Genomic DNA, 21671 nt, shown 5'->3' with positions numbered 1-21671 from the left:
GTTGACAGGCGGTTGGGGGCGGCTTTACACGAGCGCGACACTACCGACCTTGTTTGCGGACCATTCCTCATGCTCGATAAGACTTTTGACGCCGCCAGCGTTGAACCGAGAATTGCCAAAACTTGGGAAGAGGCGGACGCATTTAGGGCGGGTGCGGGGGCGACGGAAGGCGCCGACCCATACTGCATCGTCATTCCGCCGCCGAACGTCACCGGCTCCCTGCATATGGGCCACGCGCTCAACAATACCCTCCAGGATATACTGATCAGATATCACCGGATGAAGGGCTTCAACGTATTGTGGCAGCCGGGCATGGATCATGCCGGCATAGCGACCCAGATGGTGGTCGAGAGGCAGCTGGCGCAATCGGGCGAGAACGCGAGCCGGCGGGAAATGGGCCGCGAGAAGTTCATCGAGCGCGTCTGGCAGTGGAAGAACGAGTCCGGCGGGATGATCTTCAACCAGCTCAAGCGACTGGGCGCGTCATGCGACTGGTCGCGCGAGCGTTTCACCATGGATGACGGCTTGTCCGCGGCCGTTCTGGAAGTTTTTGTTCGCCTCTACAAGGAAGGTTTGATCTACAAGGACAAACGCCTGGTGAACTGGGATCCGAAGCTGCTGACGGCGATCTCGGATCTCGAGGTCGAGCAGATCGAGGTCGAGGGCAATCTCTGGCATTTCCGCTATCCGCTGGCCGATGGCGCAACCTACGAGCATCCGTTCAATCTCGACGAGGAGGGTAATCGCGCCGCCTGGAAACCCTCCGACGGCGATCCGGCCGGGTATGAAGCACGCGATTATCTGGTGGTCGCGACGACACGGCCGGAAACGATGCTCGGCGACACCGGGGTTGCTGTGCATCCTGACGATCCGCGCTACCGGGAGCTTGTCGGAAGACATGTGATCCTGCCGCTTGTCGGCCGTCGCATTCCCATCGTGGCCGACGAATATCCCGATCCTGAAGCCGGGACCGGAGCAGTGAAGATGACGCCTGCTCACGATTTCAACGACTTCGAGGTTGGCAAGCGGCAGAACCTTCCGGCCGTCAACGTTCTGACCCCGGACGGTATGATTTCGCTTAAGGAGAACCCTGATTTTCTCAATGACCTGGATCAGGTCTCTGAGCTTTCGGAGACGATTGCGGCGCTCGATGGAGTCGACCGCTTCGAGGCACGCAAGGGTGTCGTGGCGCTGATGGAGGCGCGCGGACTGGTCGACAAGATCGAACCGCACAAGCACCAGGTGCCCCATGGCGACCGAGGCGGCGTGCCGATAGAGCCGTATCTGACGGACCAGTGGTATGTCGATGCCGGGACCCTGGCCAAGCCTGCCACTGCGTCGGTCCGTGAGGGCCGCACCAAATTCGTACCGAAGACGTGGGAGAATACCTACTTCAACTGGATGGAGAACATCCAGCCATGGTGCGTGTCACGCCAGCTTTGGTGGGGACATCAGATCCCCGCCTGGTACGGACCGGACGGGGAAGTCTTCGTGGAGAAGAGCGAGGAGGAAGCCCGATCGGCGGCGGAAGCTCATTATGGTCGAGCCGTCGATCTGACCCGGGACGAGGATGTGCTCGATACGTGGTTCTCGTCGGCGCTCTGGCCCTTCTCAACACTTGGTTGGCCGGAACGGACCGAAGAACTCGCGACGTGGTATCCAACGAACGTGCTCGTTACCGGTTTTGACATCATCTTCTTCTGGGTTGCGCGGATGATGATGATGGGTCTGCATTTCATGAAGGACAGCGAGGGGAAGCCGGTCGAGCCATTCGAAACGGTCTATGTTCACGCGCTGGTACGCGACAAGTTCGGGCAGAAGATGTCGAAGTCCAAGGGCAATGTCATCGACCCGCTGGAATTGATCGACGAATACGGCGCGGACGCTCTTCGCTTCACTCTCGCGATCATGGCGGCGCAGGGCAGGGATGTGAAACTCGATCCCTCCCGCATTGCCGGCTATCGCAATTTTGGCACCAAGCTCTGGAACGCAACGCGGTTCGCCCAGATGAACGGGGTGAAAACCAATCCTTCCTTCAAACCGGAAAACGCAAAGCTTCAGATAAATCGATGGATCCTGACCGAATTCACTCGCGCGGCGCGTGACGTTTCCGCGGGCATCGACGGTTATCGGTTCAACGATGCCGCCGGCGCAGCCTATCGGTTCGTGTGGAACACGTTCTGCGACTGGTATCTGGAACTGCTGAAACCTGTCTTCAACAGTGACGACGAGGACGCGAAGGCGGAAGTGCAGGCCTGCGCGGCATATGTGCTGGATGGTATCTACAAGCTCTTGCATCCGTTCATGCCCTTCATGACGGAAGAGCTTTGGGCGCTTACCTCCGATAGCCGGGAGACTCTTGTCTGTCACGCGGCCTGGCCATCGCCCACACTGAAAGATCGCGACGCCGCCGACGAAATCAATTGGCTGATTGAACTGGTCACCGGTATTCGCTCGGTTCGCGCGGAGATGAACGTTCCGGCGTCGGCGACCGCTCCCCTGGTCGTGGTCAACGCCAATGACACAACGTGCGGACGCCTGTTGCGCAACGATCCGGCGCTGAAGCAACTGGCGCGCGTTGAGGACATTGTGCTGGAGAGCAACGTTCCTCCCGGATCGGCGCAAATCGTGATCGGTGAAGCGACAGCCTGTCTGCCTTTGGGAGGCTTGATTGATGTTGAAGCGGAACGTGCGCGCCTGCAAAAGGCGATCGCGAGGGCGGAAGCTGATATCGCCAAGCTCGAGGGCAAGCTGAAGAACGAAAAATTCGTTGCAAACGCCAAGCCGGAAGTTGTCACCGGCGAGCGCGAGAAACTCGCCGCTGCGGTGCCTGAACGTGATTCGCTCAGGGCGGCGCTTGCCCGGATCGAGGAAATCGGCGGCCTCTGATCGATGTCGGCCGGGCCGTTAGCTCACAAACTGGCGGAATGTGTCAGTTTTGCAACATTCCGAATTTGGGTCCGATTTATAGCACGGCGAGGTAAAAATTACGCTATTTCGGGCGGATTTTCGCGGTCCTTTCGTAACGTAAACCTATTTGACGTTAACGTAAGATTTGCGATTTTCGCCCCACGATTTCTCTTCAACGCATGCGCGACGCGATTGCGGCAAAGATCTGTCCAAAATGTGCTTGAAATCCGAGCCTCGTTTCCCGCATGAACGTGCCGACGACTGGCGGAGGACGGGAATGCCAAACACTTTTAAGAAGATCGCGATAGCGCTTGCCTGCGCGACAGCAACGGCAAGCGCCGGGCAGGCCGGCGGCTTTAACCGCGGCACCGCAGATACCGATATTTTGTTCGAAGAGGGGAATTTTTCGATGCGTGCGGGCGCTGTGATCGTTTCGCCTCGTCGGGGATATGATACTATTACATCCCCGCTCTTGGGTGGAACGGTAAGCGGTACCGATGGCAATTTTAGCGACAGCTACGTGGTGCCGTCAGCTGCATTCAAATTGCAGTTGTCGGAGCGCGGCTCTTGTGCCGGAACGTATACAGAGTCGTTTGGAGCCGGCGCAACCTACGGCACGCAGGCGATTACGGCCGGATACGCAGACGGAACCGGAACGGTCAGCGAAGGTTTCACGTCGAATGAATTTGGGTTGACCTGCGGTGCCAATTTCCAAGCTGGGAAGGGGCGAGTTTGGCTCATTGGTGGTGTTTTTGCGCAGGATTTCAAATACGCCCAGACCGTCGAATTTGCCCCTTTGACACCTCTTGCGGGATCTCGGGCGACGTTAGCGTTCAATGATGAGTATCGGCTCGGGTACCGCATTGGTGCGGCTTACGAAATTCCCGAAATCGCTTTGCGCGGGCAAGTCATATACCGGTCGGCAGTTGACCACACACCCAACACCTCGCAAGGGTCATTTACTACGGTAGCCGGTGTGTTTCCTACCTTCGGTAACGGTACCCTTCCGCAGTCGATTGAGGCAAAGTTCCAGACTGGCATCGCTGCGGGAACGCTTGCCTTTGCTTCGGTGAAGTGGACTGATTGGTCAGTGCTCCAAACGCTAAACTACACGATCGTTGGCCCAGCTCCCATTGGGGGAGCTCGAGTCTTGGAGTATTTCTGGCAAGATGGATGGACCGTCAGTGGCGGTCTCGCGCGGCAGTTCAACGAGATGGTCGCCGGTTCGGTCAGCTTGACTTGGGACAAAGGCGTTTCAACGACCGAGGATGTACATACCGATACGTGGACAGTGGCTAGCGGCGTGTCACTGAAGGGCGAACGAGGAACGGAGTTGAGGCTGGGTGGGGCGATCAGCTACTTGGCAGCCGGCTCTGTTGCAGCCGACCCCACGCCGCTGACACCGGGAACGGGGAACACGTTTGCTTATTCGGTCGACGGAGACTGGTCATACGCAGTAGGGGCAAACTTCAAGGTCAATTGGTAAGACTATCGGCATAATTTCCCTTTAGGCCCCGCTGCATTCCGGCGGGGTTTTTTTTGTCATATCCGTCGGTTGCGCTGCGACAAGTTTCGTGAAATCGCGGAATTTGTGACGAATTGGCAACACATTTCGGCGAAGAAATACCCTAGAAAGCTTCCGGCATATAATGCCCCCGTGCCGCCACAAAGCGGGCGCATCCGCACTTTTCCCGTGAAGGTGCGCTCGTACCCAACGAAAGTACCGCGCCTGCGGGCCAGGATTGAATTGATGGACGCCAAAGTTATTTCCAAAGCCAATTTGCCCAGCCGCCATACGACTGTCGGTCCCGCGCGAGCGCCGCACCGCTCTTATCTTTACGCGATGGGTCTTTCGACTGAGGAGATCAATCAGCCGCTTGTCGGGGTTGCCTCCTGTTGGAACGAGGCCGCGCCATGCAATATTTCGCTCATGCGTCAGGCGCAAGTCGTCAAGAAAGGCGTCGCCGCCGCCAATGGAACGCCGCGCGAGTTCTGCACGATCACCGTGACCGACGGGATCGCCATGGGTCATCAGGGAATGAAGTCGTCCCTTGTCTCGCGCGACGTGATTGCCGACTCCGTGGAACTAACCATGCGAGGCCACTGCTACGATGCGCTGGTGGGCCTTGCCGGGTGCGACAAATCCCTGCCGGGAATGATGATGGCAATGGTGCGCCTCAACGTTCCCTCGGTATTCATCTACGGGGGGTCGATCCTTCCGGGCAGCTTCCGCGGGCGCCAGATTACGGTGCAGGACGTTTTCGAGGCCGTCGGACAGCATTCGGTTGGCGACATGTCCGACGAGGATCTCGCGGAGATCGAGCAGGTTGCCTGCCCCTCGGCCGGATCGTGCGGGGCGCAATTTACCGCCAATACGATGGCGACGGTGGCGGAAGCTATAGGTCTGGCGCTTCCCTATTCTTGCGGGGCGCCCGCACCCTACGAAATGCGCGACCGGTTTTCCTTCGCGTCGGGCGAGAAGGTGATGGAACTGATTGCCCGGAACATTCGTCCGCGCGACGTCGTAACCCGTAAGGCTCTCGAAAACGCCGCTTCCGTTGTCGCGGCCTCGGGGGGGTCGACCAACGCCGCCCTGCACCTTCCGGCGATCGCCCACGAATGCGGCATAGAGTTCGATCTTTTCGACGTGGCGGAAATCTTCAAGAAGACGCCCTACATCGCTGATCTCAAGCCCGGCGGAAAATATGTTGCCAAGGACATGTTCGAGGCCGGCGGCATTCCCTTGCTGATGAAGACACTTCTCGATCACGGCTATCTTCACGGTGACTGCATTACAGCGACGGGCCGTACTTTAGCCGAAAACATGGAGCACGTTGCCTGGAATGCGGAGCAGGATGTGGTCCGTCCGGCTGACAAGCCGATCACCAAAACGGGTGGTGTGGTGGGACTGAAGGGCAATCTCGCTCCCGACGGTGCGATCGTGAAGGTTGCGGGAATGAAGAGTCAGACATTTTCGGGACCCGCCCGCTGTTTCGACTCCGAGGAGGAATGCTTCGAGGCGGTCAGCAATCGCTCCTACAAGGAAGGTGAGGTGCTGGTTATCCGTTACGAGGGTCCCAAGGGTGGACCGGGAATGCGTGAGATGTTGGCGACGACCGCAGCCATCTACGGGCAGGGCATGGGCGACAAGGTGGCGCTCATAACCGACGGCCGTTTTTCCGGTGCGACACGCGGTTTCTGTATCGGTCATGTGGGCCCCGAGGCCGCAGTCGGCGGTCCGATCGGGCTCCTTCGTGATGGCGATATCATCTCGATCGACGCGGTGAAGGGAGCGATCGAAGTCGATCTGACCGACGACGAGCTTGCTGCGCGCCGCACGGAATGGAAGCCGCGCGAAACGGACTACACATCCGGCGTGCTTTGGAAATACGCCCAGACTGTTGGCGACGCGAGAAAGGGCGCACTGACCCATCCGGGTGGTGCGGCCGAGAAACATTGTTACGCCGACATATAGAGTATCGAGTGAGAAGATGACCATTGGCCGGTCGAAAAACAGAATGCTGAGCGCCGTTATCGCGCCAATGGCCGCCGTTGCGGTGGCTGGGATTGGTGTCGGTGCGATGACGCCTGTGCCTGCCTTGGCGCAAGAGGTTGCGGACGCCGGGCCTTCCAGTCCGTGGAGCCGGTTCCGGTTCGGATTCTCCGCCTACAAGAACGGGCGCAAGGACGAGGCATTGAAGGCTTACCGGGATGCGGCGGAGCAGGGGCATGCGGGAGCCCGCTGGAAGCTCGCAACGATGTATGCATCGGGCGATGGGGTGCGGGAAGACGATTATCAGGCCTATCAGCTTTACGAAGGCCTCGTGAATGATGGCGCGGTACCCGGGACGGGTGACGAGACGTTCGTTTCCAGTGCGCTCTTTTCCCTCGCAAGTTATTTGAGGCGCGGGATTCCGAATTCACCCATTACCGCCGACCCGTTGCGTGCCCGGCAACTTTACCTGCAGTCTGCAAGCCAGTTCGGTGATCCCAACGCGCAGTTCGAGATCGGCCGGATGTATCTTATGGGCGAAGGTGGGGCAGCCGATGCCCTCCAGGCCGCTCGGTGGTTTAAGCTTGCGGCGCAGAAGGGCCACGTCGGAGCGGAAGCGATGCTGGGCAAGACACTGTTCGATTCCGGGCGAACGAAGCAGGGTTTGGCGATTCTCACCAGTGCGCTCTTCAAGGCTCAGGGCGCTGACCTTCACTGGATCCGGACCTTGCAGGAAGAAGCGTTCGCGCTTGCTTCGGAGGCCGACCGCCGGTCCGTGGTTCAGGCTGCAAACTGATCTAGCTGGAGATGCCGAGGGCTCCGCGACTTGCGGGCGAGGCGGCAACAGGACAATCCTCCTGAAGAATTTTCCAGGAGGTGTTGTTGAGCACTCGCTCACAGCGGGCAAGCTTTTCACCGCTTGCGGTGCGCAAGCAAACAACCCGGCCTTCCTCCACGTCCTCACCGTTGCCGCGACACGTGCAATTTTCGCCAGCGATGCCTGGAGGCGCGGCCAACAGAAGTGCGATTGCGGCTGACACGAATAGCGAGCGGATTCTCGACATCAGGTCGTCCTCCTCGACCCAAGAATATCACGATCGCGAAATCGCGCCTAGCTGGTCCCGCGCCCCCTAAGCCGCGATATCGATGACGACAGGTACGTGATCGGACGGCTTCTCCCAGGCGCGCACGTATTTTTCGATCTCGGCACCCTCGAGATGTCGCGCTGCCTCTGGTGAGAGGAGCAGATGGTCGATGCGAATACCGTTGTTCTTTTGCCACGCGCCTGCCTGATAGTCCCAGAACGTATATACTCCGTGTTCGTCGGTCACCGCGCGGACAGCGTCCGTGAAGCCGAGATTCGCGAGACGCCGGAAAGCCCGGCGCGATTCTGGGCGAAAAAGGGCATCGCCTTCCCATACTGCCGGATCGTGACAATCCTTCGGCATGGGGATGACATTGTAGTCGCCTGCGAGAACCAGAGGTTCTTCCAGTTCCAGCCGCGCCTCCGCCCACGCGTGGAGGCGCTCCAACCAGGACAGTTTGTACGGAAACTTCGGGCTGTCGACAGGGTTTCCATTCGGCAGGTAGAGCGAAACGATTCTCAGTACACCACGGTCGGTGGAAAATACGCCCTCGATGAAACGCGACTGCTCATCGTCGTCGTCGCCGGGAAGGCCGCAATTGACTTCGTCAAACGGAAACTTCGAGAGAATTGCTACCCCGTTGAATCCCTTCTGGCCGTGTGTCTCCAAATGGTATCCTGCCGCTTCGAATGCTTCTCGCGGGAAGTTCTCGTCGACCGACTTGATTTCCTGAAAGCAGGTAATGTCAGGTTGGCTCTGTTCAAGCCAGCTCAACACTGTGTCGAGGCGCGCTTTGACGCCGTTAATGTTCCAAGTCGCAATCTTCATGTGCCGACAGATTCCTTTGCTCGCGGGTGCAGCTTGCGAAGCTTTCATGTTCGGCAAACGTTTTCAACGCCGGGAATTTGACGCCAGCAAATCCGGGCTCAGCTGGCCAGCGAGTCTATCGCTTCCAATTTGCGCGGGGTGCGCTGCCCGACCCTCAGTTTTCAGACTGAAAAACTGGTTCCGCAGCCGCAACTCGCGACGGCGTTGGGGTTTCTGATCTGGAACGACTGACCGATAAGATCGTCGACAAAGTCGATTTCGGATCCGGCGAGATAAACCATCGAAATAGGGTCAATGACTAGGGTTGCGCCGTTTTTTTCAAGTACGACATCATCGTCTTCCGCAGCGGGAACGAGATCGAACTTGTAGGAAAAACCAGAACAGCCACCACCTTCGACGGAAATTCTAAGCACGGTGTTCTCGCTCTCGCCTTCAACGATCTTCGCCACCCGCGCTGCGCACGCGTCGGTGACGGTCACGTTCCTTGGGGCGATATCGGTTGCGTGGGCGGTCATGGGGTTTCCGATCTGTTTGTCTCCAAGGGTATGGAAGACTACTGCGCAATAGGTATGAAGTGGTGGTCCCGTCGTCAACATCGTCGAGGAACGAGAACAATATGGAGCGGTCATGACCCCGGAGGCGATTGAGGGATTCGAGGATATCGGTTTTGGTGGCGGACAGCGTGCGATTTTTGCAAGCTTCCCAACGCGAAGCAGGGGGCGTGTGGTCGACGAGCCTGCAAGCCGAACGCGGACTGATTTCCAGCGCGACCGCGACCGGATCGTCCATTCAACCGCCTTTCGACGCCTGAAGCACAAGACACAGGTGTTCTTCAGCCACGAGGGGGATCACTACCGCACCCGGCTCACCCACACGATTGAAGTTGCGCAGATTGCCCGCGCGCTTGCCCGCGCGTTCCGGCTTGACGAGGACCTCGCGGAAGCGGTTGCACTGGTCCACGATTTCGGTCACACGCCGTTCGGTCACACAGGTGAGGATGTGCTCGACGCCTGCATGGCTGAGCATGGAGGCTTCGATCACAATGCCCAGGCGCTGCGGGTCGTTACACAACTAGAGCGCCGCTACGCCGATTTCGACGGTCTCAATCTGACATGGGAAACGCTGGAGGGACTGGTCAAGCACAACGGACCGCCTGCTGAACCGGTACCAGATACTGTCTTGCGCTATTGTGAAGTGCAGGATCTGGAGATTGCTTGCCGCGCGGGCCTGGAGGCACAGCTTGCTGCGATTTCCGATGATATTGCCTACAATACACACGACATCGATGACGGCCTGCGGGCCGGCTTGCTGAGCTTTGAAATGCTTCGCGACGTCCGTCTCACGCGCGACATTCTCGATGAGGTGGACGGGCGTTATCCGGAACTGGACGACGCGCGACGCGGTCACGAAACGACGCGCAGGCTGATGACCCGGATGGTGGAAGACGTGATCAGGCAAACGCAGAAGAACATTGACCGCGTTCGACCAGAATCGGTGATCGACATCTATGCGGCTGGGGAGACCCTTGGAAGTTTTTCCCCTGATATGGCTGCGCTGGAAAGGGAGTTGAAGGCGTTCATGTTCGCCAACATGTACCGTCATCCTTCGGTTATGCGGCTGCGTGCGGATGCGGAGCAGGTAGTGCGCGATTTGTTCCAGGTCTTTCGCGCAGACCCCAAGCGAATGGGCGGTGTCTGGAGCGAAGAGTTGCGGCGCCATCGTGTGGAGTCGATTGAACGCCATGTAGCCGACTATCTGGCGGGCATGACGGACACATTCGCGCTCTCGGAGCACCGGCGCTTGTTTGACCGCACCCCGGAATTGCGGTAGCCACCGCCTCCGAACCCGCAGCGGTTTGTCGTCCATCCAGGAAAGTCACAATGAATATCTTCACCGAGTTCCGACATCGGGTCATCAAGGCCGTCAACGCGCTTGAGATACGTTCCCGGGACGGCGGTGAACTCGATTTTTCCAAACTTGGCATCGAACCGCCCCGCGATCCAGCCCATGGCGATATTGCCACCAATGCTGCGCTCGTGTTGTCCAAGCAGACTGGTATCGCGCCGCGCGAACTCGGTGAACGGCTAGCCGCCGTCCTCGCCAAAGACGACGATGTCTCAACCGCCGAACTGGCTGGGCCCGGATTCGTCAACCTGCGGCTCGCCGACGGGTTCTGGTTCAAATTGCTGGTTCGGATGCTGGCTGCTGGAGCCGATTTCGGCCGTTCGGCGATGGGTGACGGGAAGAGCGTCAACGTGGAATATGTGTCCGCCAATCCGACGGGTCCGATGCATGTCGGCCACTGCCGCGGCGCAGTCGTTGGCGACGCCCTGGCCAATCTGCTTGCCTTCGCGGGCTATGAGGTGGTGAAGGAATATTACATCAACGACGCGGGCGCTCAGATCGATGTGCTTGCCCGATCGGTGATGCTGCGCTACCGCGAAGCACTGGGGGAGGATATCGGCGCAATTCCCGAGGGGCTCTATCCTGGCGAATACCTCGTGCCGGTCGGCGAGGCGCTTGCCAGGGAGTTCGGCTCCGAGCTTTCCGAGATGCCGCAAGACGAGGCGCTTGCCATCGTGCGAGACCGGTCAATCGAAGCGATGATGTCGCTGATCCGCGAAGACCTCACTGCGCTGAACGTTCATCATGATGTCTTCTTCTCTGAGCGCTCGCTGCATGAAGACGGTGCGCGGCGGATTCGGACGGCGATAAACGAACTGACGCTCAACGGACATGTCTACAAGGGCACTCTGCCGCCACCGAAGGGGCAATTGCCGGAAGACTGGGAAGATCGCGAGCAGACGCTCTTCCGTTCGACGGCGGTGGGAGATGATATCGATCGTCCGCTTGTCAAGTCGGACGGTACGTATACCTATTTCGCGGCGGACGTTGCGTATTTCATCGACAAGTACAAACGCGGCTACAACGAGATGATCTACGTGCTTGGCGCGGATCATGGCGGTTACGTCAAGCGGCTTGAAGCACTGGCCCGCGCGGTTTCCGGCGGGCGGGTGACGCTGGCGGTGCTGCTCTGCCAGTTGGTAAAGCTTTTTCGTGCCGGCGAACCGGTGAGGATGTCCAAACGGTCGGGGCAGTTCATAACCTTGCGTGATGTCGTTGATGAAGTCGGGCGCGACCCGGTGCGCTTCATGATGCTCTACCGCAAAAATAGCGAGCCGCTCGATTTCGATTTCGCCAAGGTAACGGAGCAGTCTAAGGATAACCCCGTATTCTACGTCCAATATGCCAGCGCGCGCTGTCATTCGATATTCCGCCAGGCGGCGGAGCAGTTCGGCAAGGAGATGTCAGCGGACCCTGAAAAGATACATCTGCTAACAGACGAGACGGAAATCGCGCTCATTCGGAAACTGGCGGAGTATCCTCGTGTCGTCGAGGCGGCAGCGCAGTCGCATGAGCCGCATCGGATCGCGTTTTATCTCTACGATGTCGCGAGCGTGTTTCACGCTCATTGGAACAAGGGGACCGACAATCCCGACTTACGCTTTGTTAAGGTTAACGATACAGACTTGACCCGTGCCAGATTGTGTCTGGTGCAGGGTGTTCTCAACGTGCTGCGGTCCGGACTTGCGATCGTTGGGGCTGATTCTCCTGCTGAAATGCGGTAGTACCCTGTCACCATTTACCCACAATACGCTGGCATGGAGCCACGTTGGGGGCCGAGGTCCCTGGGGGTAAAGCGTACGGGGTACAGACATGACGGACGCTACCAATCGCAAATTGGACGTCGACGATATCGATACAGGGGACATTCGCCGGGATGATCCTCTATTTGAGCTTTCCCAGATAATCGGTTTTTCGGAGGAGAGTGACGAGCAAGTTGCGGATCACGAAGCTGGCGATGCTCAGATCGATCTGGAAGATGCTCTGCTCCGCGAGCTTGAAGGGGACGGCTCCGATCTAGACAGTGGGGCGGAGATTTCCGCGTTTGCACCGGCCGAGCCCCACGAGCCCGATGACGGTAAGGCGGAAGCCCGGGATGTGGCCTCGGAAGCTGATGCGCCAGTTCATTCGGCAGAGACGTTTTCGCGTGACGGCTTGGAAGTGCGTAATCCTGATTCAGCGCAATCACGTGCCGATGGTTCTGCCGATGTCCTTGAGGATGAACTTCTCGCACTGCTCGGCGGTATCGGGGAAAAAACGCCGGTGGCGCAGGCCTGGACGAGCGAACCTGCCGAAGTCGAGGGCGAGACCGGCAACGTGTCGAGCGACATCCCGCAATCCGTGTCCGACCCGGAAGGGGCCGCTGGCGAATGGCGTTCACTTGACGAGCCCGAGGATCCGCAGCCTGCCTCATACGACGCTTCGAATTGGGAGCGCGACCTTGTCGATGGCGGCCATGATGATGACGTTGAAGCCGATGCGGATGATTTCGCGATTTTCGATGAGTTCGAGACCGCGCTGATGAGCGATCTGGAACTTTCATTCGATGAGTCAGATGAGGCGGCGATTAGCGAAGGCGACACGGCGGCTGCGGAAATTGATCCGCAACATTCCGAAATAACCGAAGCGGCCTCTTTCGGTTTCGATGGCACGCCTGATCGGCGCGATGACGCTCCGAAACTGGAGACCAGTGAGATGCCGATTGGCGGCGTGGAACCAATGGCACCGCTCGATCTTCCCGAACTTCCTTCTGTAGAAAAAATTCGCACGGAGGCGGAGGATATAGAGAGCGAACTCGACGCGGCCCTGGCGGGGTTCGACAATTACGATGGTGGCGAGGCAGAGCACGATGAATTTCGCCGCGCGGCGTTCGCTGCGCCGGCCGGAGCGGCAACTGCCGCACAACATCTCGACATCGACATGAACGCGTTTGAGGATGACCTCGCTCGCGATTTCGAGTACGCGCAGCACGACCTGGCAGCCGGGGAAAAGGACGAAAATGCCGGATTTTCCGCAAGCCAAGGCGAGGGCGAACGCTCTCGGGACGAAGGGCGGTCGCGGCGGGGGCTTGTTATCGCCGCCATCGTGGGTGGCGTCGCCATTCTTGGCACGATCGGCGCGTTCGGTCTTTCCGGCGGCGGAACCGGTGGCCAGGGCGAACCGGTTTTGGTCAAGGCCGACCCTGATCCGGTGAAGGTAGTGCCCGACGATCCGGGAGGGGCAAAGGTGCCGAACCAGGACCGGGCAGTTTATGGCGAGGTCGACGGAAATGCGCCGGAGGCTCCGATGCAGGAAACCCTGGTGTCGACTTCGGAGGAGCCGATTGACCTGAGCGACGGCGGTTCAGCGATCCTGCCCTCCGGCCTCAGCGAAGGTGTGAAGGTTGAAGACAGGCTGGCACCTGAAGCGGATGACGGCCAGACGATCACGGCGCGCGACAATTCCGGTGCGCTTGCGCCGCGGCGCGTTCGCACCGTCGTCGTGAAACCGGACGGCACACTGGTCGCGAAGGCTCCCGACTCCGCAGCTCCGTCACCAAGCTTGGGAGCGTCGCCGACGCTCACGCAGGCCGGGGAGGCATCCGAATTTGTAAAAGAAAGTGATGTCCCGGAGGCCGAAGCGGTTGAAACGCCTCCGCAGGATGCGTCTGCGGCTCTTTCAACCGCGGTATCGGAGGTAATTGAACCCGAACCGGCGGAACCGGAGATTGCGGGCGCGGTCCCGGACGAAAATACGCCGACCGCGCCGGCGGGGCTGGCGGAAACACCGCCGACCGTCACGAGCGATGCCGCCTCAACTGATGCGCTGATTGCCTCCGGCGAGGAACAGCCGCTCGGTGAGCAGCCAGCGCTGGCCCAAGCTCCGCGACGGTTCAACGCTCCTCGAGTGATTCCGGAGCGGCCTGCTGAGCAGCCCGTCACGATCGTCAACCAGCCCGCAACGGAGGTTGCGGTTGCTACACGCCCTGAGGCGGCCCCCCCACCGCTTGCGCAATCTGCTGCAGCGTCGCACGCCAGCGAGTATTCGGTGCAGATCGCATCGCTTCCGAGCGCAGCTCTCGCGCAGTCGACTGCTGCGAATCTGAAACAGAGGTATTCGACCGTTCTGGGTGGGCGGTCGATCAATATCCAGGAAGCTGAGATCGAGGGTCGTGGGACTTTTCACCGGGTCCGCGTCGCAGCGACAAGCCGTAGCGACGCCGTCGCACTCTGTGAGCGGTTCAAGCAAGCCGGCGGCAGTTGCTTCGTGGCCAGATAAGATCCGGGGCACCGAACTCGGGGGGCGGCCATGGGCCGCCCTTTTTGGTTTGAGGGCAATCAGGCTACGGTGTGAACATGAGCGAATCAAAAGCAATGATAATCGGCTGTGCCGGCGTCCGTTTTACGGTGGATGAAGTCGCGTTTATCAGCGAGGAAAAACCTTGGGGCCTGATCCTTTTTGCACGCAATGTCGGGTTGCCAGAAGAGATCAGTGCACTGACGGCGCGTTTCCGCGATCTGACGGGTCGTGAGGACGCACCCGTATTCATCGATCAGGAGGGCGGCCGGGTTCAGCGGATTCGCGAACCGATTGCGCCACCCTATCCATCCGGTGCCTCGATCGGCGCACTCTACAAGCGCGATCCCGAAACAGGCCGGCGTGCGGCATGGGTGATGTCGCGCCTTCACGCAGCAGATCTCTTGCCGCTCGGAATAAACGCCGATTGTCTTCCGGTGCTCGACGTTCCCGTCAAAGGAGCGCACGACGTTATCGGGGATCGTGCCTACGGATATGAACCGGAGACGGTAGCGACGCTAGGCGGCGAAGCGGCTCGCGGGCTCATGGCGGGTGGAGTATTGCCGGTGATCAAGCATATACCCGGTCATGGACGGGCATTTTCCGACAGCCATTTAGCTCTCCCGGTCGTCGATACGCCGCTCGACGATCTGCGCAGCCACGACTTCCCTCCCTTTCGGGGACTGAAGGATATTCCAATGGCCATGACCGCACACGTCGTTTTCTCGGCGATTGACCCGGAGCAGCCTGCAACGACATCGCCGACAGTTGTCCGGGATATTATCCGCGAAGAAATCGGATTTGACGGCCTGCTGATGAGCGATGATGTCTCCATGAAAGCACTTTCTGGGGATTTCGCAGCCAGGACCGGAAGCATCTTTGGCGCTGGCTGCGATGTTGTCCTACATTGCAACGGCATGATGGAGGAGATGCTGGCGGTTGCCTCGAAAACACCGGTTCTGGAGGGTGAGGCGGCCAACCGAGCAGCCCGAGCGCTACGACATCTTGGGTCAAGTGATGGCCATCTGGGCGACGCCGCTTATATAGCGGAGCTGAGAAACGAGTTGGCCGGGTTTTTGGCTGCGGCCGCGTGAGTTTCGGCATTTAACGGCCTATCGATCTTTAGGAGCGGCCTAGGTGGTCATATCGAACCAGACAAACAGGGCGGGTGCACAGGGGGCAAAGGGTTCTCCCGTACCCATGGATGCTGTCTGGGAAGAGGAAAACACCGAACGTGCCACGGTTGAGCCGGCGCTGGTGGTCGATGTCGAGGGGTTCGAAGGTCCGCTCGATTTGCTGCTTCACCTTGCGCGAAGCCAAAAGGTCGACCTAACCCAGATATCGGTTCTCGAACTGGCGCGGCAATATCTCACCTTTATAGAGAAGGCCCGCGCGCTCAGGCTCGAACTTGCCGCAGACTATCTGGTGATGGCGGCATGGTTGGCATTTTTGAAGTCCAAGCTGCTTGTTCCCGAACCCGAGATCGAGGGGGAGCAGTCCGGCGAGGAAATGGCCGCGTTGCTGCAGTTTCGCTTGAAACGGCTTGAGGCCATGCGTGACGCTGCGGCGCGGCTCGTGAACCGGAACCGGCTTGGCCGGGATGTTTTCGCCCGCGGAATGCCGGAAACCGTCATCGTCGAGAAAACGAACGAGTTCCGCGCGTCCCTTTATGATTTGCTGACTGCCTACGCGCAGCAGCGGCAGCGGGGAGCGGACAACCATGTCGAGATCGCGAGGCGCGCAGTCTGGTCGCTGACCGAAGCGCGGGACATGCTGCGGAATTTGATCGGCGAGATGAGCGACTGGACTGCGCTGGACAGCTACATAATTGCGTATGTGGCTAGTCCCGAGATGCGACGCACTGTGGTGGCCAGCGCTTTCGCCGCCAGTCTCGAACTGGTGCGTGAGCGGGTGGTCGAAATGCGCCAGGACGCGCCGTTCGCCCCACTGTACATGCGGGACGTTCCCCCCACGGAGACTGAACAATGACCGACAGCATGGACGACATGGGCGACGGGCGGGGCACCGAGGCGATAGACGACGGGATTTTTTCGGAGCCGATGGCCGATGACGGAAACGTCGTGTCGATTGATGCCAACAATCCGGCCCGGAAGCTTATGGAGGCAGAGGCGATGCGCATGGCCGAGGCGCTGGTTTTCGCCTCTGCCGAGCCTGTCACTGAAAGGGCGCTTGCGGATCGGTTGCCGGACGGCGTCGACGTGCATGAATTGATGATAGAGCTTCAGTCTTTCTACGAAAAGCGCGGTGTAAACCTCTTCCGTATCGAGAATTCCTGGGCTTTTCGAACGGCCGGAGATCTCGGATTCCTGATGCAGCGTGAGGAGACCCAGCAGCGCAAATTGTCTCGCGCGGCGCTGGAGGTGCTGGCAATCATCGCTTACCACCAGCCGGTTACACGCGCCGAGATGGAAGAGGTTCGCGGCGTGGAGACATCCAAAGGAACCCTCGACGTGCTGATGGAGACCGGTTGGATCAAGATGCGGGGGCGGCGCAAGACCCCCGGTCGTCCGGTCACCTACGGTACGACACCTTCATTTCTTGATCATTTCGGCCTGAGCGAAGTTCGCGATCTGCCTGGAATGGAGGAGTTGAAGGGTGCCGGGTTGCTATCGTCGCGGATGCCGGCAAACTTTTCCATGCCGATGCCGGGTGTCAATTCAGACGAACTGACGGAAGAAGAAGACGAGCTGACTGACATCGATCTCGAGGAACTCGGTCTGTTGACACCCAAGGGCGGCGATGATTGACACGATGCGCGTCCATTCCGGGCGCGCGTCCATGGTTCTTTTGTTCGATCTCGATGGCTCAGGCCCAGACCCCCTCTTTTCCGCGCACCGGTGTTTCCTTTGCCGCCGAGCTGGCGTTCGAGGACATTCATCTCCATTACGGGGCCGTGCACACCCTGAAAGGGATTTCGCTGGTCGCAAACCCTGGCGAAATTCTTTGTCTGCTCGGTCCGTCGGGATCCGGCAAGACTTCGTTGCTGCGGCTCGCCGCAGGCCTTGAGGCGCAGACCTCCGGCCGGGTTACGATGAACGGTCAATTGATTGCCGGGCCGGCGACGTTCCTGCCCCCGGAGGAGCGCTCAGTCGGACTCATGTTTCAGGATTTCGCGCTGTTTCCGCACATGTCCATTCTGGACAATGTGCGTTTCGGGCTGCACGACATGAAGCCGGCCGACGCGCACCGCGAAGCGATGGCGGCAATCCGCCGGGTGGGTCTGGAACACCATGCGCGAAGCTTTCCCCATGTCCTTTCGGGCGGTGAGCAGCAACGCGTTGCCTTGGCGCGCGCGCTCGCACCCCGACCCTCGGTCATTCTGATGGACGAGCCTTTCTCGGGGCTCGATACCCGTCTCAAGGACAGCGTGCGTGCCGAAACGCTGGCAATTCTCCGCGAAACCAGAGCGACGGCGATCGTCGTCACCCACGACGCCGAGGAGGCGATGCGAATGGGAGACCGCATCGCACTGCTCAATCGCGGAGAAATTGTCCAGTCGGGGACGGCCCAGGAAATATATCACGGACCGCAGAGCCTGTTTGTCGCCGGTTTTTTCGCGGAGCTGAACGTTTTCGACGCAACCAGCCACAAGGGCGTGGCCGAAACCCCGATCGGAGCTTTCGATTGTCGCGGCTACCCGGACGGAAGTTCCTTGAAGGTTGCCATCCGGACCGTCGGTCTCAATGTGCGCGCCAATGGTGACGTTTTGCCAAGCGGCCACATCCCCGGCCGGATCGTCAGCAGGCGGTTCCTTGGGTCGACCGAAGCGCTGGTTCTCGCGGTACCGGGAACCGACCAGCGGGTGAGGGCACGGATCCGCGCCGACGAGCTTCCGCCGGGTGTAAAGGATGTCGTCATAAATGTTCGGAAGCGGGACATAATGCTGTTTGAATCTGACGACGAAAGCGCCTAAGTGTCCGGTGACAACGCTTGCTTGAGGAGACGTCTTAGATGGGTATTACAGGCTGGTGGCAGTGGGTCATCGTGCTGGTCATCGTGCTGCTGCTGTTTGGTCGCGGCAAAATTCCGGAACTGATGGGCGACGTCGCCAAGGGCATCAAGAACTTCCGAAAGGGCTTGTCCGACGAGTCCGCCGAGGCCAAGGACGATTCGCCCAAGACGGTTGAGCATAAAACCGAGGAATCGGTCGACACCAAAACCGCCGCCAACGAAAAGAGCTGAAACGCCTAGGATTTCCTGCGCGCACCGGCCTTACGGCTTGTGCGCTCGCAGGAATTATGGACACCCGATATGCTGCCGGATTTTGGCTGGAGTGAACTACTGGTCATTGCCATCGTGCTGATCGTTGTGGTTGGCCCGAAAGACCTGCCGAAAATGCTTCGCACCTTCGGCAAGGCGACGAGCAGCATGCGGCGCATGGCGGGAGACTTCCGCAAGCAGTTCGACGAAGCGCTGAAAGAGGCGGAACTGGACGACGTCCGGAGTCTTGCTCGTGACATGAAGGGTCTGGATCCGCGCAACGAGATCAAGAGCGCGCTCAATCCGCTCGGCAAGGTCGGTGAAGACCTGAACGAGGACCTCAAACGCGCGACCAGGGATCTCGACAAGAGTGACAAGCCGACGAGCGCCGCTGACCGCTCCCTGGCAAATTCGGGCGACAAGATGCGTGCTGCGCAGAAAAAGCCGGAAAAACCCACAATGTCGGAGCAGGCTGGAAAACCGGTCGAAAGGCCGGCGTCCAGGGCAGGCGGGCGGAAGGCGAGCGGATCCAGAGCGCGGACGCCGGCAAAATCCGCAAAAGAGAAAGTCGGCAGTTTGGCTCCAGCCAAGGGTAATGGAGCGGCGAAACCGGCCACTACCAAGGCAACAAGTGTGAGATCGTCGATGAAACCGGCGACCGGAACGGGTTCCTCTCCCAAGTCCAAAACGGCGGCCAAGGCCACGGGTAGTGCGCGCGGTGCTGCCAGGCCCAAGGGCGCGGACACCGGAGAAAAGACTTGAGCGCTGCGACCGAAGACGACGAGATGGAGGCCACGGCTGCGCCGTTGATGTCGCATCTGATCGAGTTGCGCACCCGCCTGATGTGGTGCGTCGGGGCTTTTTTTATCGCTTTCGTGATCTCCTACACATTCGCGACGGAGATATTCAATCTGCTGGTGGTGCCGTTTCAGTGGGCTGTTGACTGGCTAGAACTTTCCAACGACCAGGTGCGGTTCATCTACACCGCACCGCAGGAGTTTTTCTTCACCAAGATCAAGATTGCCGCGTTCGGTGGATTGGTTCTCGCATTTCCGGTGATCGCATCCCAGATCTACCGGTTCGTGGCGCCGGGCCTCTATCGAAACGAACGCAGTGCCTTTTTCCCGTATCTGATTGCGACCCCAATCCTTTTTCTGCTGGGTTCCGCGCTGGTATACTTCCTCATTATCCCCATGGCGATGTGGTTCTTCCTGTCGATGGAACAGACCGGCGGCGAGGGAATGGCGTCGATTCAGCACCTGCCTAAGGTCTCGGAATACCTCAGCCTGATCATGACGCTGATCTTCGCTTTCGGTCTCGTATTCCAGTTGCCGGTTGCGATCACGCTCCTGGCGCGGGCAGGCCTTGTCACCACCGAGGGGCTTGCGAACAAGCGCAAATACGCGATCGTGATCGCCTTCATTGCGGCGGCCATCCTGACGCCTCCCGACCCGTTGACCCAACTCGGTCTCGCCGTTCCGACGATCCTGCTCTACGAACTCTCGATCCTGGCGGCGCGCTATGTCGAACGAAAACGACTTGAGCGCGAAGCCGAGGCCGCTGCCGTATCTGAATCATCCTGAGTACGTTGCAGTAGGCGCCGCCCTTGACCATCGCCTTCTTTCGGGCGATGCACCTGCCATTTCCCAGAATTCTTTTTCGACAGGACTTGAGCCATGCTCGACATCCGCTGGATACGAGACAATCCGGAAAAACTCGACGAGGCGCTGCGGTCGCGGGGGGCGGAGGCTGAAAGCGCCAGGCTGATCGCCCTCGACGAAGCCCGCCGCACTCATATCGCCAAGCTGCAGGAAGCCCAGACGCGACGCAATTCAGCGTCCAAGGAAATCGGCGCCGCGATGGCTGCCAACGACCCCGCCAAGGCCGAAGCGCTGAAAGCGGAAGTAGCGGAAATCAAGTCGTTCATTCAGACGGGTGAAGCCACCGAGCGAGAGCTGAGCGAAAAACTGAACGACTCCTTGGCGCGCTTGCCTAACATTCCTCTCGACGACGTCCCGGTCGGCGCTGATGAGAATGACAATGTCGAGGTGCGCCGAGGCGGCGAGAAGCCTGCGTTCGATTTCCAGCCGAAGGAGCATTTCGAGCTCGGCGAGGCGCTGGGCGGTATGGATTTCGAGACCGGGGCGAAAATATCCGGCTCGCGGTTCACCGTGCTTCGCGGCCAGATCGCGCGTCTGGAGCGTGCGCTCGGCCAGTTCATGCTCGATCTGCACACGGGCGAGCACGGCTACACGGAAGTCCAGCCGCCGTTGCTGGTGCGCGATGAGGCCGCCTACGGGACTGACAAATTGCCGAAATTCGCCGATGACCTGTTCCGCACTACCGATGGACGCTGGCTCATTCCGACGGCGGAGGTTCCGCTCACCTACACGGTCGCCGACGATATTCTTGCCCAGGATGCATTACCGATACGCATGACCGCCCTGACCGCGTGCTTCCGCTCGGAAGCCGGTTCAGCGGGACGCGACACCCGCGGCTATTTGCGCCAACACCAGTTCTACAAGGTCGAGCTCGTTTCGATCACCGACGCGGATTCCAGTCTCGATGAACACGAGCGAATGACGGAATGTGCCGAAAAAGTGCTTGAAAAGCTCGGGCTGCACTTCCGCACCATGGTGCTGTGTACAGGCGACATGGGCTTCGGCGCGCGCAAGACCTACGACATCGAGGTGTGGCTGCCGGGTCAGAATGCGTATCGCGAGATATCATCCTGCTCGGTATGCGGGGATTTCCAGTCGCGGCGCATGAATGCCCGCTATCGGCCGGACAGCGACAGGGATACGCGCTTCGTGCACACATTGAACGGCTCCGGCGTCGCACTCGGTCGCGCACTGATTGCCGTCATGGAGAACTACCAGAACGCAGACGGAACGATCCGCGTCCCCGATGCGCTGAAGCCGTATATGGGCGGTATCGACGTTATCGGGGAATGA

General features: G+C 59.5%; 17 protein-coding genes. 15 read left to right on the top strand and 2 right to left on the bottom strand.

All coding sequences use genetic code 11. The features are described from left to right. Positions 1 to 69 precede the first annotated feature (69 nt). The 4 genes from LC298_RS13985 to LC298_RS13970 all read left to right on the top strand — a co-directional run bounded on the left by LC298_RS13985 (position 70) and on the right by LC298_RS13970 (position 7199). The gene (locus tag LC298_RS13985) at positions 70 to 2889 is read left to right on the top strand and encodes a valine--tRNA ligase (protein ID WP_131570441.1); all 2820 of its coding nucleotides are present in this window, start codon (positions 70 to 72) and stop codon (positions 2887 to 2889) included. 298 nt (positions 2890 to 3187) lie between these two features. Next, positions 3188 to 4396: a long-chain fatty acid transporter gene (locus tag LC298_RS13980; protein WP_131570443.1), complete on the top strand. Its 1209-nt coding sequence runs from the start codon at positions 3188 to 3190 to the stop codon at positions 4394 to 4396. Between the two features lie 264 nt (positions 4397 to 4660). Further along, positions 4661 to 6385, top strand: coding sequence for a dihydroxy-acid dehydratase (gene ilvD / locus LC298_RS13975; RefSeq protein ID WP_131570445.1), 1725 nt, complete (start codon positions 4661 to 4663; stop codon positions 6383 to 6385). Between the two features lie 43 nt (positions 6386 to 6428). Then, the gene (locus LC298_RS13970; RefSeq protein WP_131570448.1) at positions 6429 to 7199 is read left to right on the top strand and encodes a tetratricopeptide repeat protein; all 771 of its coding nucleotides are present in this window, start codon (positions 6429 to 6431) and stop codon (positions 7197 to 7199) included. A 334-nt stretch (positions 7200 to 7533) separates the two neighbouring features. On the opposite strand, the gene xth is transcribed toward LC298_RS13970, so the two are convergent. Both xth and erpA read right to left on the bottom strand, forming a co-directional pair. Continuing rightward, positions 7534 to 8316 (bottom strand): exodeoxyribonuclease III, encoded by a 783-nt coding sequence (gene xth, locus LC298_RS13965; protein ID WP_131570450.1) that lies wholly within the window; start codon positions 8314 to 8316, stop codon positions 7534 to 7536. Positions 8317 to 8477: 161 nt separating this feature from the next. After that, on the bottom strand, positions 8478 to 8810 hold the full coding sequence (gene erpA, locus LC298_RS13960) for an iron-sulfur cluster insertion protein ErpA (RefSeq protein WP_199223329.1): 333 nt from the start codon (positions 8808 to 8810) through the stop codon (positions 8478 to 8480). Positions 8811 to 8943: 133 nt separating this feature from the next. Between erpA and LC298_RS13955 the strand changes: the two genes are divergently transcribed. The 11 genes from LC298_RS13955 (at position 8944) to serS (ending at position 21671) form a co-directional block, all read left to right on the top strand. Continuing rightward, a complete protein-coding gene (locus tag LC298_RS13955; protein ID WP_131570454.1) occupies positions 8944 to 10146 on the top strand; it encodes a deoxyguanosinetriphosphate triphosphohydrolase in 1203 nt (400 codons plus the stop codon). 50 nt (positions 10147 to 10196) lie between these two features. Then, positions 10197 to 11945, top strand: coding sequence for an arginine--tRNA ligase (argS, locus tag LC298_RS13950; RefSeq protein ID WP_131570457.1), 1749 nt, complete (start codon positions 10197 to 10199; stop codon positions 11943 to 11945). Positions 11946 to 12033: 88 nt separating this feature from the next. Beyond that, positions 12034 to 14478, top strand: a complete 2445-nt coding sequence (locus LC298_RS13945; protein ID WP_131570459.1) for an SPOR domain-containing protein — start codon at positions 12034 to 12036, stop codon at positions 14476 to 14478. 77 nt (positions 14479 to 14555) lie between these two features. After that, on the top strand, positions 14556 to 15590 hold the full coding sequence (gene nagZ / locus LC298_RS13940) for a beta-N-acetylhexosaminidase (RefSeq protein WP_131570461.1): 1035 nt from the start codon (positions 14556 to 14558) through the stop codon (positions 15588 to 15590). A 106-nt stretch (positions 15591 to 15696) separates the two neighbouring features. Beyond that, entirely contained in the window at positions 15697 to 16485 is a 789-nt protein-coding gene (locus LC298_RS13935) for a segregation and condensation protein A (RefSeq protein WP_131570657.1), read from the top strand. Between the two features lie 71 nt (positions 16486 to 16556). Further along, positions 16557 to 17264: an SMC-Scp complex subunit ScpB gene (scpB, locus tag LC298_RS13930; RefSeq protein WP_131570659.1), complete on the top strand. Its 708-nt coding sequence runs from the start codon at positions 16557 to 16559 to the stop codon at positions 17262 to 17264. Between the two features lie 53 nt (positions 17265 to 17317). Next, complete coding sequence (locus tag LC298_RS13925; RefSeq protein WP_131570463.1) at positions 17318 to 18430, top strand: ABC transporter ATP-binding protein; 1113 nt, start codon at positions 17318 to 17320, stop codon at positions 18428 to 18430. Between the two features lie 38 nt (positions 18431 to 18468). Then, positions 18469 to 18699, top strand: a complete 231-nt coding sequence (locus tag LC298_RS13920; protein WP_131570466.1) for a twin-arginine translocase TatA/TatE family subunit — start codon at positions 18469 to 18471, stop codon at positions 18697 to 18699. 69 nt (positions 18700 to 18768) lie between these two features. After that, positions 18769 to 19479 carry a Sec-independent protein translocase protein TatB gene (gene tatB, locus LC298_RS13915; protein ID WP_131570468.1) on the top strand — a complete coding sequence of 237 codons (711 nt, stop codon included), beginning with the start codon at positions 18769 to 18771 and terminating at the stop codon, positions 19477 to 19479. A gap of 23 nt (positions 19480 to 19502) precedes the next feature. Further along, positions 19503 to 20300, top strand: a complete 798-nt coding sequence (gene tatC / locus LC298_RS13910; protein ID WP_131570661.1) for a twin-arginine translocase subunit TatC — start codon at positions 19503 to 19505, stop codon at positions 20298 to 20300. 93 nt (positions 20301 to 20393) lie between these two features. Then, the gene (gene serS / locus LC298_RS13905; protein WP_131570471.1) at positions 20394 to 21671 is read left to right on the top strand and encodes a serine--tRNA ligase; all 1278 of its coding nucleotides are present in this window, start codon (positions 20394 to 20396) and stop codon (positions 21669 to 21671) included.

This window comes from Oricola cellulosilytica, assembly GCF_019966575.1.
Classification (GTDB): Bacteria; Pseudomonadota; Alphaproteobacteria; order Rhizobiales; family Rhizobiaceae; genus Oricola; species Oricola cellulosilytica.
The sequence above is the reverse complement of the archived record's forward strand: the minus strand, read 5'-3'. Positions and strand labels throughout refer to the sequence as shown.